This window comes from Arthrobacter sp. TJ-238 (assembly GCF_058269215.1).
The window spans coordinates 172,905-186,976 of sequence record NZ_JBZCNH010000005.1; the positions used below are offsets into that span (position 1 = coordinate 172,905).

The following is a 14,072-nucleotide window of genomic DNA, read 5'->3' on the forward strand; positions in this document are numbered from 1 at the left end:
GGCCGATTCCTGTGGAGCACGTCACGTAGGCGGCCGCGGCGGTTCTCCCAGCCCCCGGTGGTACAAAGACAGGGTGGACAGTCAAGCAGCGGCTCCTTCCTCGCCCGGCACCTACCTGCCCGGCTTCCGGCACGCGACGCATACATTCGGCGCTCGCACCGTGGACTTCGACCGGCAGGTGGCCCTCATGGCGGTCGTCAACCGGACCCCGGACTCCTTCTACGACGGCGGCGCGACCTTCGCCCTGCAGGCGGCCGTCGACGCCGCCCTGAGGGCCGTCGAGGACGGCGCCGACTGGGTGGACATCGGCGGGGCCCCCTTCTCCCCGGGGGAACCGATCCCGGTGTCGGAGGAGGCGGAGCGCATCGTGCCCGTCATCGCCGCGGTCCGGGCGGCGTCCGACGTCATCATCTCCGCCGACACCTTCCTGCCGGATGTGGCCCGGCAGGCGCTCGCGGCCGGCGCGAACGTCGTCAACGACACCACGGGCCTGCGGGATCCCGACCTGGCGGCGGTGGTGGCCGACGCAGGGGCGCACCTGGTCATCACGCACAGCCTCGCCGAGCCCCGCACCGTGTACCCGCGGCCCACGTACGGCGACGTGGTCGGGGAGATCGCCGATTTCCTCCTGCGCAAGGTGGACTCCGCCGTCCGGCTCGGCATCCCCGAGGACCGCATCCTCCTCGACCCGGGCCACGACCTCAACAAGAACACGCTGCACTCGCTCGAGATCACGCGCCGGTTCTCCGAGATCGCCGGGCTGGGCTTCCCCACCCTGGCCGCGGTGTCCAACAAGGACTTCATCGGCGAGACCCTCGACCGCCCGAAGCGTGACCGCGTGGAGGGCTCGCTCGCCGCCGCCGTCATCTGCATCCTCGGCGGCGCACGCGTGGTCCGCATGCACAACGTCGCGGCATCCCGGGCGGCCATCAACCTCACGGAGGCGGTCCTCGGGTGGCGAGAACCCGTCTACCTGCGCCACAACATGGGTGACGTCAACGAGCCGGTAGCACCGTGATCACATCCCTCATCCCCGCGTCACCCGGCGCCGTCGACGACGCCGGCCTGCACCGCCTCTACGCCTACCCCGTCTCGGACCGGCCCTTCGTCAGGTTCAACTTCGTGGCGGCCGCGGACGGCGCCGCGACGAGCGGCGGCTTCTCCGCAGGGCTCGGGAACGACGGCGACAAACGCATCTTCGCCGTCCTGCGGCGCCTCGCCGACGTGGTGCTGGTGGGCGCGGGGACCATCCGCGCGGAGGGCTACGGGGGCAGCCTCGTCGACGACGACGCCCGGTCCTGGCGCGCGGGGCACGGGCTCGCAGAGCACCCCGCGGTCGCGGTCATCTCCGGCAGCCTGAACCTCGACCCGGCCGGCAGCTTCTTCGGCAGCGCCCCCGTCCGCCCGCTCGTCCTCACCAGCGCGTCGGCTCCCGCCGGGCGGCGCGCTGCACTGGAGGACGTCGCCGACGTCGTCGACTGCGGGGAGGACACCGTCGCCGTCACCGCGGTCCTCGCCGAACTGCGCCGGCGCCACCTGCTCCGGGTCCTGTGCGAGGGCGGCCCGGCCGTGCTCGGTGACTTCACACGCTCCGACGCCGTGGACGAGCTGTGCCTGTCCATCAGCCCGCTGCTCGCCGGCGGCGACGGCCCCCGCATCGCGGTGGGCGACAGCCCCGACGACGCCGTGGCGCTCACGCTCGTGTCGCTCCTGACCGAGGACTCCGCCCTCTACACCCGGTACCGGCGCGCCTCCTGACCGTCCCGGCACATGCGGGCGCCGGGTCGGACAGGCGCCGGGTCGGACAGGCGCCAGGTCGGACAGGCGCCAGGTCGGACAGGCGCCGGGTCCACTATGGTGCCGGCCGACGGCCCGGGGCGGGACTCCCCGCATCCGGCCGGGCAACCGGTCGGACACCACGGGTGAACTTCCCCGGCGTGTCCGCCGTTGTACCTGTACCCGTCTGTCCCCTTCGCGTTCCCTGTGCCCTCGTCCGCCCGGTCGCCTTTGTCCCGTACCGCCGGTGCCTCTAGTCTCGGGGTATCCCGGCGGGGCCTTCCGGCCCGGCAGGCCCGTCCGGACCGCTGACCTCCCACGAAAGGCCTGATCGATGCCAGAGGCACCACGGAAGTCGTACTACGACATCCTCGGCGTGCCCCCGGGAGCCGACGCGAAGGACATCAAGGACGCCTACCGCCGGGCTGCCCGCGCGGCACACCCCGACCTCGGCGGCACCGCCGCCCGGTTCCACGACGTCGCGGTCGCCTACGAGACGCTGAGCGACCCGCAGCGCCGCGAACGGTACGACGCCGACACGGGACGGGGCCGGCCTGCCCCGGCCGCCCCGGGCCGGGAAGGGGCCGCCCGCCGCAACGGCACCCCGCAGCCGGCGTCGACGCGCACCAGGGTCGAGGACGAGGACGCCGCGAAATCCCCGCCCGAGTACCTGCCCCCGTTCTCGCCGTCCTCCCCTCCCGTCGTCCCCCTGATCGACGCCGGTCGGCAACTCCACGGGGTCGCCCGGCAACCCGGGATGTTCGGCAGGCTGTCCGCCGGTGCGCGCGCACGGGTCGACGGCGAGCTGCGGACGTCGGCCCTGCTCGAGCGCGCCCTGCTCCCCACCTACCCGGCCGCGCGCCTCGTCAACGGTGTCGTCCTCGACGACCGGGAGAAGACGGCCGCGGGTGCCGTCCTGCTCGCCGGTTACCGGATGGCCGTCATCGACTCCTTCACGGCTCCCCCGGGCAATTTCTCCTGGGACGGCCGGGCCCTGCGTCACCAGGGCCGGCCGGTCGACCTCCGGATGCCACGTACGGTGCGGGCCGTGCAGGACCTGTTCCCCGATTGCAACGTGACCGGATGGATCGTCATCCACGGGGCGCCGGATAATCCCTTCGCACCTGTCATCGACGTGCCCCCGGGGTTCGACCGCGGCGCGCCGGGCCTGGTGCAGGTCGTGAACGCGGGGACCGCCGTGCGGACCCTGCGTGCCTTCCTGTCCTCGGGGCCCACGCCCAACGTGGTGCAGCTGCCGGTGCTCGCGCGCCTGCTGGCAGCGGCCGGAAGCTAGGATGAACGGGTGTTCCGTATCCTCTTCCACACCCCCGAGATACCCGGCAACACCGGCGCCGCGATCCGCCTTGCCGCCGTCGCCGGCGCCGAGCTCCACCTCGTGGAGCCGCTCGGGTTCTCCCTCGAGGATTCGAAGCTCAAGCGGGCCGGGCTCGACTACCACGACCTCACCGTGCTCCACGTCCACGCGAGCCTCGAGGACGCGTGGACGGCCCTGCAGCCACGCCGGGTGTTCGCGTACACCTCGGACGGCGACGTGTCCTACACGGACATCGCCTACGACCCCTCGGACGTCCTCATGTTCGGCAGGGAGTCGGACGGCCTCCCGTACGACGTCAAGCACGACGCACGCGTGACCTCCCGCGTGCGCGTCCCCATGCTCGCCTCCCGCCGTTCGCTCAACCTCGCCAACACCGCGTCGATCGTCCTCTACGAAGCCTGGCGTCAGCAGGGCTTCGCGGGCGCCCAGCGATGACCACCGCCCAGGAGTCCTGATGCCCGCTCGCCACGCCGCAACACTGCCCGACGGCGGTGCCGAGGACTACGACCGCCTCGCCCCGGCCGTCTGGAACCCCGTCAGCAACGCCGTCGTCGCCGCCGCCGACGTCCTCGTGGGGGAACGCGTGCTCGACGTGTTCGCCGGCACCGGCACGGGCACCATCCCAGCCGCGCAGCTCGCAGGACCGGACGGGCACGTCGACGCCGTCGACCGGTCCTCCGCCATGCTGGACCTCGCGGAGGCCAAGGCCGAGGCGCTCGGGCTCGGCAACGTGTCCTTCCACCGCACGGACCCCGAGGCCTGGGTCACCGACGTGCCGTACGACGCCGTCATCAGCTGCTACGGCGTCTTCCTCCTCGACGACATGGACGCCGGCATGGACCGGATCGTGGGCCTGCTGCGGCCCGGCGGGCGGATCGCCCTGAGCGCGTGGGACGACGGCGCCCTCGAACCCCTCGGCGACCTCCTCCTGGCGACCCTCCGCGACACGGGAGCGGCCGGCGTGGGTGCCGCGGAACACCCCACCGCCCCGGTCTTCGTGGAGAACTCCAGGAGGCTCGCCTCCGTCGACCGGCTGGCGGACTGGCTGGCGGCGCGGGGCCTCATGGAAGTGTCCGTCGAGAGGTTCGGCCTGGCCGTCCCCCTCGACGCCGACCACGCCTGGTCCCTCGCGCTCGGCAGCGGCTACCGCGGGCTGCTGCCCGACGAGCCCGAGGCGCTGCAGCGCGTGCGGGAGGCGTTCGTCGAGCGCCTCGGCACCAGCCTCGTGCTCAACGCCGATTCGCTCATCGCACTCGCCTCCCGCCCGCCCGCCCGCGGCGTGGATGCGGGGACACAGCCGGGTGTCGTCCCGGGAGTCGGGTAGCCGTCGGGCCATCCCTCGACGCCGCAGCACCGAATGCGAGGTGTCAGGGGAAAACCGGCGGTGAGGGGGGGGTGGTGGCATGGTGCTCGTGCACCAGGGACGTGCCCCCCGACCGCGGCGCGGCACAGGCCGCGGTGTTCGGTCCGGGACGACCGGCGCTCTATGCTGGAGCCCTATGGAAACGCCACGAGCAAGCCGGGTCAGCCCTCCCGCTCCCGCCGCGGACGAGGTGGACGTCACCGCCGTCGCAGGTCCTACCCTGACCGATCTGCTGCTGCGGATCGCGAGGCAGGACCGCACCGCCTTCGCCATGTTCTACGAGCAGACGTCCAGGCGCGTCTACGGCCTGGCCCGACGTGTGCTCATCGACCCCGAACTCAGCGAGGACGCCACCCAGGAGGTCTACCTCCAGGTCTGGAACACCGCGGACCGGTTCAACCCGGCCATGGGCACCCCGATGGCGTGGCTCATGACGCTCGCGCACCGCCGCGCCGTGGACAGGGTGCGGTCGGAGCAGAGCGCGACGGACCGGGAGGCCCGCTACGGAGCGGCCACGCAGACCGTCGACCACGACGACGTCGTCGACACCGTAACGCAGCGCCTCGAGGCGGAGAGCGTGGTCAGGTGTCTCGACACCCTGACCGGGACGCAGCAGGAATCGGTGAAGCTCGCCTACTACGGGGGCCTCACGTATCGCGAGGTGGCCGAGACGCTCGGCGTCGCGGTACCGACCATCAAATCGAGGATCCGCGACGGGTTGATCCGACTCAAGACCTGTTTGGAGGTGACCTGAGATGCAGGACAAGGATATGAACAGACGATTCGCAGACGACCTCGACACGGACCTGGCACGAGGTCACGTTCTCGAGTGGGCCGAGCTGTACGCGCTGGACGCGATCAGCGACGAGGAACGGCTGGGTCTCGAAGCGTTCCTCGAGGACGCCGAGCCCACGGTCAGGACAGCCTTCGCGGACCGGGTCCGCACGTGCCGTGAGACCGTGACGTCGGCCTATGCTGCCGACGAGGCCGAGCCGCCGGCCGATCTCTTCGAACGGATCGTCGGACGGCTACCGGCTGCGGGTGACACAGGCACCGCTTCACCGGTCCGTGAACCGTCGCTCGTGTCGGTCGGCGCAGGCAGTTCCGCCGCCGCACCGGAGGACGGGTCCGCCGGCGACGAGGTACTCCCCGGAGGGCAGGACGAGCTGGCGGAGCGACGCGCCGCACGGTCGTCCCTGAGGTCACGGGCTTCCCGCTGGGTGGTGGCGGCGGCCGCGGCCGTCGTGATCGCCGTCGGTGGCGTGACCATCGCGCAGAACCTGCAGCCGACAACGGTCGAGCAGCAGGTCCTCCAGGCGTCCGACGTGCGGAAGGCGCAGCTTCCCCTCGAAGCCGGCGGAACGGCCGATCTCGCCGTCTCCGGCGAGGAGGACGCGGCGGTCGTCACGCTCTCCGGCGTACCGGCCCCGGCCGAGGGATACGTCTACCAGATGTGGCGGATCCCCGCCGACGGGACGGCGCCGGTCTCCGAGGGCCTCATGACCGGCGAGGACGTCGCGGGAACGAAGGTGACCGAACTGTCCGGCATCAGCGGCTTCGCGGCGGTCGCCATCACGGTGGAACCCGAGGGCGGCTCCGAGACGCCGACCCTGCCGATCGTCGCCCAGATCCCCCTCGGAGCCTGAGCCGCCCGCTCGCCCGGCACCTCCAGGAACGGCCCCGCCTCCGTCGGCGGGGCCATTCCTGCTCCTGCGGCGTCGCAGGGGGCTACCGCCTGGCACCGCCCGTCGCGGGCGGCTAGAAGCCCGCGATCGTCTCGTCGGTGTTGATGCCGACCACGTGGAAGGCCTCGGCGCTGCGCCCCTCGGGCAGTTCACCCCGACGGGCATTCTCCTGGAGGATGGCCCGCACCCTCGACTGCATCCGTCCGATGTCCGGGTGCTGGCTCCGGTGCGCCGTGATCGCGGCGACCTTGAGCTCCTCCAGGCCGGTCACGTCCACGAAACGGTTCTCGAGGTGGGCCGGCCCGCCGTAGAACCACAGCCAGGGGACACGGAAGCTCCGGAGACCGGCGGCCTCGAGCTCGGGGTAGGCGAAGGGATTCTCCACCGCCGGGTACACGGCCCTCGTCACCGCTTCCCCGCAGGCGAGGTGGTCCGGGTGGCTCTTCTGGATCCGGTCCCAGCTCCGCTCGGGATGCATGGACAGCACGATGTCCGGGCGCACCTCGCGCATCCGCCGGACGATCTCCCGGATCACCGAGTCCGTCGGCTCGAGGTAGCCGTCGGGGCCGCCCAGGAAGGTCACGTCGGTCACGCCCACGAGGGCGGCGGCATCGCGCTGCTCGGTGCGCCGCAGAGCCGCGACACCGGGGCGGTCCTCGGCCGAGAAACCACCGGCGTCGCCGTCGGTGAGGATGCAGTAGCTGACGGACACTCCGGCGGCGGTCCATCCGGCGATCGTGGCGGACGCTCCGAAGTCGATGTCGTCCGGATGTGCGGCGAACACCAGCACGCGCTCCGGGCCGGATGGAGCCGGGTCAGAAGCCATGCGCTACAGGCCGCGCTTGCGGATCTCTTCGGTGGCCTGCGGCAGCACCGTGAAGAGATCGCCCACGATGCCGAAATCCGCGATCTCGAAGACGGGAGAGTCCGCGTCCTTGTTGATCGCCACGATCACCTTCGAGGTCTGCATGCCGGCCTTCTGCTGGATCGCGCCGGAGATCCCCGCCGAGATGTACAGCTGCGGTGACACGGTCTTGCCCGTCTGACCGATCTGGGCCGAGTGCTCGATCCAGCCGGCGTCGGTGGCCGCACGGGACGCGCCCACCGCGCCTCCCAGGGCATCGGCCAGATCCTCCAGCGGCCCGAAGTCGCCGTTCACCCCGCGACCGCCCGCGACGATCACGCGGGCCTCGGCGAGTTCCGGCCTGCCGCTCACGGGCTTGTCCACCCTGCCCGTCACGCGCGCGGCGGCGGCCGGCAGGTCCACGGGGACGGGCACCTCGCGTGGCGACGACGGCAGGCCCGCCTCGACCGCCTCGACGCTGTTCGGCTTCACAGTGAGGATCGCGACGTCGGTGGTGACGCGGCACTCCACGCTGTACGAGCCGGCGAAGTCGGACTTCGTGGCCGTCAGGTCGTCGGCCAGCGCGACGACGTCGGTGATGACGCCGGCCTCGAGGCGCACGCCGAGCCGCGCGGCGATCTCCTTCGCCTCATAGGAGTTGCCGAGCAGCACGATGCCCGCCCCGGTCCGGCGGACGGTCTCCGCGAGGAACGCGGCCTTCCCTGCGACCAGCACCTCGGACACGGCGGCGTTCTCCGGCCGGTGGACCTCCTGCACGCCGTACGAGCCCACCCCGTCGAGGTAGGCCTGGTCGGCGTCGCCCGCGAGGGCCACGGTCACCTCGCCGAGCGAAGCCCCGAGCGAGAGGAGTTCGCGCTCGCTCTTGGCGAGGCTCGCCCCGGCGTGGTCGAGGAAAACGAGGACGGTGGTCATGACGGAGTCTCCTGGGGGTCTGGAACGGGCGGGAGCGGGCTAGAGGAGTTTCTGTCCCGCGAGGAAGTCGACGAGCCGGACGCCGGCGTCGCCTTCGTCCGTGATGACGACCCCCTGGCTGCGGGGCGGCCGCGGGGCCGCCGCCTCCACCCGGGTCCAGGACCCGGCGAAGCCCACCTCGTCCTGCTGCACGCCGATATCGGCCAGGGAGAGGACCTCGATCTGCTTCTTCTTCGCCGCCATGATCCCCTTGAAGTTAGGGTAGCGCGGCTCGTTGATCTGATCCGTGACGGAGACGAGCGCCGGCAGGGACGCCTCGATGGTCTCCGCGTAGGTGTCGTTGTCGCGTCGAGCGCTGAGGGCCCAGCCGCTGTCACCGGGAGCGAGCTCGAGCGAGGCCGCGAACGTCACCTGCGGCAGGTCCAGCCGTTCCGCGAGCTGCGCCGGGACGAGCGACGTCTCGCCGTCGGTCGACGCCATACCGGTCAGCACGAGGTCGAACGGGCCGGTGTGCCGCAGCAGCGCGGCCAGCGCCCTGGAGGTGGCCGACGCGTCGGATCCGTTGAGCGCCTCGTCGGTGAGGTGCACGCCGTCGTCGGCCCCGATCTGCAGCGACTTCTTCACCGCGGCGACGGCTGCGGCGGGTCCCATCGTGATGGCCGTGACGCGGTGCCCGGCGGCCGGTCCCCCGTGCGCCTCGATGAGTTGCAGGGCGGCTTCGAGGGCGTACTCGTCCAGTTCGGACAGGATGCTCTCCGCCCGGACCGTCGTCAGGTCGCCGCCGATGTGGCGGTCGAACTGGGCGTCGGGAACGTGCTTGACGAGGACTGCGATGCGCAGTCCTCCTGCTGTGGCCTCGTCCATGAATGACCTTCCTCGATCGGGGATCTTCCCACCGACTAGCTAACCATAGGGGCTGGCGGGAGCGGACGCGTGTCCGCTGTCCGTTCAACGCACGAGCGGCGCTCCCGGATCCGGGAGCGCCGCTCGTGCGTCGAAGGGGTCGTGCCTGATGCCTGCCAGACCGTCCTACTGGGCGGGTGCCTGGGAGAGGGTGACCTCCACCGTGCGGGCGTCCCCGCCGCGGATGATCTCCACAGGGACCTGCTGCCCGACGGCCTGCATGCGCACCGCCGCCGTCAGGGACTGCGGGTCGCCGATGGAGAAGGTGCCGACCCTGGTGATGACGTCGCCCACCTCCAGCGAGGCGCCCTCGGCCGGTGAACCCGGTTCGACCGACTGGACGAGGGCGCCGGACGAGAACGTGGACTCGCTCCTGGATCCGTCGCTGGAGGCCGAGGTGACGCTGACTCCCAGGAATCCGTGGGTGGCCTCGCCGTCGGCGATGATCTCCTGCGCGATGCGCTCGGCGTAGTTGATCGGGATGGAGAAGCCGACGCCGATGTTGCCGGTGGACTCCCCCGAACCCGCCGAGGCGATGGCCACGTTGACGCCGATGATCTTCCCGTCGGTGTCGACGAGTGCGCCTCCGGAGTTGCCCTGGTTGATGGCGGCGTCCGTCTGGATGACGTTCAGGTAGATGGACCCCTGCGCCGCGCTCTGCTGGCCGCTGGAGCCGCCCGGGGGGAGGAAGTTGAAGCCCTCGCCGTCGTCGGGCTCGGTGCTGTCCGGCTGCTCCTCCGGTACGGCCGAGGAGGCGACGCTGATGGTGCGGTTGAGCGTGGAGACGATGCCGTCGGTGACCGTTCCGCTGAGGCCCAGCGGGGCGCCGATGGCGATCGCCGTGTCCCCGACGTTGAGCTCGTCGGAGTTCCCGAGGGTGGCGGCCGTGAGGTCGGGGGCGTCGATCTTGATGACCGCGAGGTCGCTGAGCGGATCCGTACCGACCACCGTCGCGGCGAACACGCGTCCGTCGTTGAGCTTGACCTCGACCGTGGGCTCCGAGACCTGACCGCCGAGGGTGACCACGTGCGTATTCGTGAGGATGTGGCCGTCGGTGTCGAGGATGATGCCGGATCCGGAGCCGCTCGCGCTGCCACCGCTGACCGCGATGGTGACGACGCTCGGGGACGCGGTCACTGCCGCCCCGGTGATGGTGTTCACGTCCTCGGTGTTGTTCACGACGACGGACTCCGGCGCTCCCTGGGAGGTCCCGGCGGACGCGGTCCCGTCGAGCGCGTTGTAGCCGGCCGTCGCGACGCCACCGCCGATGAGTCCTGCGACGAGGACCCCCGCTGCGAAGGTGCCGAGGCCGACGCGCCTGCGGTCCTTCGTCACGGTCTGCCCTCCCGCGTACGCGGTTCGGTCGGAGCCGCTCTGCTCACCGTAGAAGGGTTGGTGACCCGCGTATGCGGGGTGCGCGGCCGGGTCCGCCTGTCGGAACGGGGCGTGGCGCGCGTCGTACTCGGGCGCCGCGGCGGGGACCACCGGCTGCTGGGCCGTGGGCTGTCCGGCGACGGGCCGGACCGTCGTCTCGGGTGTTCCTCCGATGTCCCCGCCGTGGCGGGCCTCCCCACCCGGGGCTCCGTTTCCCTCGGCAGGACGGTCTCCTCCGGGCTGCTGCCAGCCGGATCCCCAGGACGGAGGATTCTGCGGCTGGGGAGGGAGCGGGCGGTCCGGGGTACCCGGGGTGCCTGGCTGCTCGTTCATCGGAGGTCCTTTCGTTGCTGTTGGCCACATCATGGCAACCTTCTCTGAGCATCCAGCATGCGTTCGCTGAGCGGTGTCTGAGAGGATGCTGGAGCCCGAGCCGGAGTCCGCGACCCCACGGGCGGGTGGTCGGTCCTCCCCCAAGTATCGTCCGTCGCAGCGGGGAGACGCACCGCCCGTGCCTGTCTGCGCAGCACGGCCCCGACACGATGGACGCGTGGTAGGCAGGCCGGGGACCTGCGCGAAGGCCCGACGGCTCGCCTGAGTGCTCCCCGGCGCGCTCCCCGCCGTGCCGCGACCGTTCGGAACCGGGGACCAGGACGCCGTCGACCCTTTCGCTAGAGGCATAGTGGCGGTGGTGGACGCTCCCGGGGCCCAACCATAGAATCGGAAAGACAGGGAGCCTCCGGCGTCCGCCGGCCCCAGTCCTGGGACCGGTAGGGTCCGGGGGCCGTGCCGAAGGGTCGAAAATGCGAATGTTGAGCAGGCGCACCCGCGTCTCTGCTGTCCTGGGCGCCGTCGTGGCGATCCCGTTCCTCTCGAGTGCAGCGGCCTTCGCCGACGCACCGATCACGTTCCCGTCGGGTGACTACGTCGTGGACAACGCCGGTGTCCTCAGCCCCGACGAGGAGAGCGAGCTCGAGGCTGCCATCGAGGACCTGCGCTCGCAGGAAGGCTTCACCGTCCGCGTGGCGTACGTGGACGCGTTCGAGGATCCCACGGATCGCTCGTCCTGGGCCACCGCCACCGCGCAGCTGAATGACCAGACCTCGAACGAGGGCGTGCTCGCCGTCGCCGTCGACCAGGGGGCGGCTGCCTACGTCGTCGGCAGCGGGTCGGCGATCGGCGGGCAGGGCCAGGCGATCTACGACGAGTACATCGGCCCCGAGCTCCGGGCGGGGGACTTCGACGCTGCGGCCGCGGGTGCCGTCCAGGGCACCGAGCAGGCCCTCGCCGGCAACACCGGCGGCGGCACCGGTGGCACCGGTGGTGGAACCTCCTCGGGCACCACCGGTTCCTCGAGCGGCAGCGGACTCGGCGGGCTCGTCCTCGTCGGCGGACTCGTCGCCGTCGCCGGCGCCGGCGGCTACCTGGTGCTCAAGAACCGCGGCACCAGCAGCGCGCAGCGCAAGCGCGAGCAGTACGGCTACGGGCCGGTACCGTCCGCGAGCGGCGAAGTGGTCGATCCGCTGGCGTCCCTCAGCGTCGAGGACCTCCGCAAGCGGGCCGGCAGCCTCCTGGTCGCCGCCGACGACGCCATCAAGTCCAGCGAGCAGGAGCTCGGCTTCGCCGAGGCCCAGTACGGCAGCGAGGCCATCGCCACCTTCTCCCAGGACATCGCCGCCGCCCGGCAGCACATGAGCGAGTCCTTCAAGCTGCAGCAGCAGCTCGATGACCACATCCCCGATACGGAAGAGCAGCAGCGTCAGTGGCTCGGCGAGATCATCCGCCGCTGCGAGGACGTCAATGCCTCGCTGCAGGCGCACAAGGCCGATTTCGACGCGCTCCGGGAGCTCGAGCGCAACGCCCCTGAGGCTCTGCGCCGCGCCCAGTCCGCCGCCGGGGACGCCCAGCGGCGCTTCGCCGCCGCCGAGCAGGCCCTGAGGTCCCTCCAGGGCCGCTACCTCGAGACCGCCACGATCCAGGTCGCCGACAACATCGAACAGGCCCGGGAACGCCTCGCCTTCGTCGACAGCGCCGCCACCGAGGCGCAGTCCCGCATGGCGGCCGGTGACACCGGCCGCGCCGTCGTCGCCGTCCGGGCCGCCGAGGAGGCGGTGCACCAGAGCACCGTGCTGCTGGACGCGATCGACAAGCGCGCCGAGGAGCTCGCCGCGGCCGAGCGCGAGCTCGAACGCGCCCTGCCCGAGGCCGAGCAGGACCTCGCCCAGGCACAGGCCATGGATCGCGCCGGGCAGTACCGCGACCTCGCCGGCCCCATCGCGGCGGCGCAGGCAGCAGTGGCGACCGTGCGGCAGGAGCGCCAGGGCGCGCGGAGCAATCCCCTCGCCCTCCTGCAGCGGCTCGAGGCCGCCCACGGACAGCTCGATGCCGCGCTGGGCGGCATCCGTGACCAGGCGGAGAACGCCCGACGGGCCCAGGACTCCCTGCAGCACGCCATTGTCGCGGCGCAGTCGAGCATCTCCGGCACCGCCGACTACATCCGCGCGCGGCGCGGCGGGGTAGGCAGCGAGGCACGGACCCGCCTGGCGGAGGCCGAACGCAACCTCGACTTCGCCGTCGACCTGCAGCGCTCCGACCCGGTGACCGCACTCGCCCACGCACAGCAGGCCTCGATGCTGGCCGACCAGGCCGCGCAGCTCGCGGAGCAGGACGTCGACGGCTTCGGCCGCAGCGGCATGGGGATGGGCGGGTACGGCCGACGAGGCGGTGACGGCATGGGCGGCGCTCTGCTCGGCGGCATCCTCCTCGGTTCCATCCTGAACGGGGGCGGCGGCTTCGGTGGCGGCTTCGGTGGAGGCGGATACAGCGACGGCGGGGGCGGCTTCGGCGGCGACGGCGGTAGCTTCGGCGGAGGCGGCTTCGGCGGCTTCGACGGCGGCGGCGGCGGCTTCGGAGACTTCGGCGGAGGCGGCGGCGACTTCTAGGCCGTTGCCTGCGCCGACAGCAGGACGCAGGAACCTCAGGAAGAATCGAAAGGGAAACCCATGGTAAAGCAGTCAATTTTCGGCAGGATCGCCCAGCTCACCCGAGCGAACGTCAACGCGCTGATCGATCAGGCCGAGGATCCGCAGAAGATGCTGGACCAGATGGTCCGTGACTTCACCAACAGCATCGCGGAGGCAGAGAGCGCCGTCGCGCAGACCATCGGCAACCTCCGGATGATGCAGGACGACTACAACGAAGACGTCGAGAACGCGCGCAGCTGGGGCAACAAGGCCCTCGCCGCGTCCCGCAAGGCCGACGAGTACCGGGCGACCGGTGACACGGTGGACGCCCAGAAGTTCGACAGCCTCGCGAAGGTGGCCATCCAGCGCCAGATGGCTGCCGAGAACGAGGCCAAGGGCGCCGAGCCGACCATCGCGTCCCAGACGGAGATCGTCGACAAGCTCAAGGACGGCCTCAACCAGATGAGGGGCAAGCTCGGTGAGCTGACGAGCAAGCGGGACCAGCTGGCCGCCCGGGCCCGCACTGCACAGGCGCAGCAGCAGGTGCACGACGCCGTCAAGAGCATCGACTTCATGGACCCGACGAGCGAGGTGGGCCGCTTCGAGGAGAAGATCCGGCGCGAGGAGGCCAAGGTCCGCGGACAGCAGGAGCTGGCGTCGTCGAGCCTGGACGCACAGTTCGAGAGCCTCGAGGACCTGGGTGAGCAGACCGAGATCGAGGCGCGGCTCGCCGCCCTGAAGTCCGGGTCCGGCGCGCAGTCGGCGATCGGGCAGGGTGCGGGCGAGAATGCCGCGGCCGGTGCGCCGTCGTCCACCGGCGAGACGGCGTACTGACGCCGACGCGGCGACGCACAGGTGGACCGATGCGCTGACGCACCGACCCGCCTAGCACAGG

Annotated in this window: 13 protein-coding genes; 9 read left to right on the forward strand and 4 right to left on the reverse strand. The window is 71.7% G+C overall.

Annotated elements, in window-relative coordinates:
* Positions 1–73 precede the first annotated feature (73 nt).
* From folP to AC4D2O_RS12360, 7 genes are all read left to right on the forward strand, one after another.
* Positions 74–1,018 (forward strand): dihydropteroate synthase, encoded by a 945-nt coding sequence (gene folP / locus AC4D2O_RS12330; RefSeq protein WP_490907651.1) that lies wholly within the window; start codon positions 74–76, stop codon positions 1,016–1,018.
* Entirely contained in the window at positions 1,015–1,758 is a 744-nt protein-coding gene (locus AC4D2O_RS12335) for a pyrimidine reductase family protein (protein WP_490907652.1), read from the forward strand. The genes folP and AC4D2O_RS12335 overlap by 4 nt, the downstream gene beginning before the upstream one ends.
* A 352-nt stretch (positions 1,759–2,110) precedes the next feature.
* A complete protein-coding gene (locus tag AC4D2O_RS12340) occupies positions 2,111–3,070 on the forward strand; it encodes a J domain-containing protein (RefSeq protein WP_490907653.1) in 960 nt (319 codons plus the stop codon).
* A gap of 9 nt (positions 3,071–3,079) precedes the next feature.
* Complete coding sequence (locus AC4D2O_RS12345; RefSeq protein WP_104049575.1) at positions 3,080–3,547, forward strand: tRNA (cytidine(34)-2'-O)-methyltransferase; 468 nt, start codon at positions 3,080–3,082, stop codon at positions 3,545–3,547.
* Positions 3,548–3,566: 19 nt separating this feature from the next.
* Complete coding sequence (locus tag AC4D2O_RS12350; RefSeq protein WP_490907654.1) at positions 3,567–4,436, forward strand: class I SAM-dependent methyltransferase; 870 nt, start codon at positions 3,567–3,569, stop codon at positions 4,434–4,436.
* 175 nt (positions 4,437–4,611) lie between these two features.
* Positions 4,612–5,229, forward strand: coding sequence for an ECF RNA polymerase sigma factor SigK (gene sigK, locus AC4D2O_RS12355; protein ID WP_490907655.1), 618 nt, complete (start codon positions 4,612–4,614; stop codon positions 5,227–5,229).
* Positions 5,230–5,245: 16 nt separating this feature from the next.
* Positions 5,246–6,121 (forward strand): anti-sigma factor, encoded by an 876-nt coding sequence (locus AC4D2O_RS12360; RefSeq protein ID WP_490907656.1) that lies wholly within the window; start codon positions 5,246–5,248, stop codon positions 6,119–6,121.
* A 112-nt stretch (positions 6,122–6,233) separates the two neighbouring features.
* Here the strand turns inward: AC4D2O_RS12360 and AC4D2O_RS12365 are convergent, their stop codons facing one another.
* The 4 genes from AC4D2O_RS12365 to AC4D2O_RS12380 form a co-directional block, all read right to left on the reverse strand.
* Positions 6,234–6,986, reverse strand: a complete 753-nt coding sequence (locus AC4D2O_RS12365; protein ID WP_490907657.1) for a PIG-L deacetylase family protein — start codon at positions 6,984–6,986, stop codon at positions 6,234–6,236.
* A 3-nt stretch (positions 6,987–6,989) separates the two neighbouring features.
* Positions 6,990–7,937, reverse strand: coding sequence for an electron transfer flavoprotein subunit alpha/FixB family protein (locus tag AC4D2O_RS12370; RefSeq protein WP_490907658.1), 948 nt, complete (start codon positions 7,935–7,937; stop codon positions 6,990–6,992).
* Between the two features lie 39 nt (positions 7,938–7,976).
* Positions 7,977–8,801: an electron transfer flavoprotein subunit beta/FixA family protein gene (locus AC4D2O_RS12375; RefSeq protein ID WP_490907659.1), complete on the reverse strand. Its 825-nt coding sequence runs from the start codon at positions 8,799–8,801 to the stop codon at positions 7,977–7,979.
* 165 nt (positions 8,802–8,966) lie between these two features.
* Positions 8,967–10,547, reverse strand: a complete 1,581-nt coding sequence (locus tag AC4D2O_RS12380) for a S1C family serine protease (RefSeq protein WP_490907660.1) — start codon at positions 10,545–10,547, stop codon at positions 8,967–8,969.
* A 470-nt stretch (positions 10,548–11,017) separates the two neighbouring features.
* On the opposite strand from AC4D2O_RS12380, the gene AC4D2O_RS12385 reads away from it, so the two are divergent.
* Positions 11,018–13,156 carry a TPM domain-containing protein gene (locus tag AC4D2O_RS12385; protein ID WP_490907661.1) on the forward strand — a complete coding sequence of 713 codons (2,139 nt, stop codon included), beginning with the start codon at positions 11,018–11,020 and terminating at the stop codon, positions 13,154–13,156.
* A gap of 60 nt (positions 13,157–13,216) precedes the next feature.
* Positions 13,217–14,011 carry a PspA/IM30 family protein gene (locus AC4D2O_RS12390; protein WP_490907662.1) on the forward strand — a complete coding sequence of 265 codons (795 nt, stop codon included), beginning with the start codon at positions 13,217–13,219 and terminating at the stop codon, positions 14,009–14,011.
* The last annotated feature ends 61 nt before the right edge of the window (positions 14,012–14,072 follow it).

What these genes read in the sequence shown, in the direction of transcription:
- AC4D2O_RS12340 (WP_490907653.1), top strand. Translation starts at nt 2,111, where the DNA reads ATGCCAGAGGCACCACGGAAGTCGTACTACGACATCCTCGGCGTGCCC.
- AC4D2O_RS12385 (WP_490907661.1), top strand. Translation starts at nt 11,018, where the DNA reads ATGCGAATGTTGAGCAGGCGCACCCGCGTCTCTGCTGTCCTGGGCGCC.
- AC4D2O_RS12370 (WP_490907658.1), bottom strand. Translation starts at nt 7,937, where the DNA reads ATGACCACCGTCCTCGTTTTCCTCGACCACGCCGGGGCGAGCCTCGCC.
- sigK (WP_490907655.1), top strand. Translation starts at nt 4,612, where the DNA reads ATGGAAACGCCACGAGCAAGCCGGGTCAGCCCTCCCGCTCCCGCCGCG.
- AC4D2O_RS12360 (WP_490907656.1), top strand. Translation starts at nt 5,246, where the DNA reads ATGAACAGACGATTCGCAGACGACCTCGACACGGACCTGGCACGAGGT.
- AC4D2O_RS12350 (WP_490907654.1), top strand. Translation starts at nt 3,567, where the DNA reads ATGCCCGCTCGCCACGCCGCAACACTGCCCGACGGCGGTGCCGAGGAC.
- AC4D2O_RS12365 (WP_490907657.1), bottom strand. Translation starts at nt 6,986, where the DNA reads ATGGCTTCTGACCCGGCTCCATCCGGCCCGGAGCGCGTGCTGGTGTTC.
- AC4D2O_RS12375 (WP_490907659.1), bottom strand. Translation starts at nt 8,801, where the DNA reads ATGGACGAGGCCACAGCAGGAGGACTGCGCATCGCAGTCCTCGTCAAG.
- AC4D2O_RS12390 (WP_490907662.1), top strand. Translation starts at nt 13,217, where the DNA reads ATGGTAAAGCAGTCAATTTTCGGCAGGATCGCCCAGCTCACCCGAGCG.
- AC4D2O_RS12380 (WP_490907660.1), bottom strand. Translation starts at nt 10,547, where the DNA reads ATGAACGAGCAGCCAGGCACCCCGGGTACCCCGGACCGCCCGCTCCCT.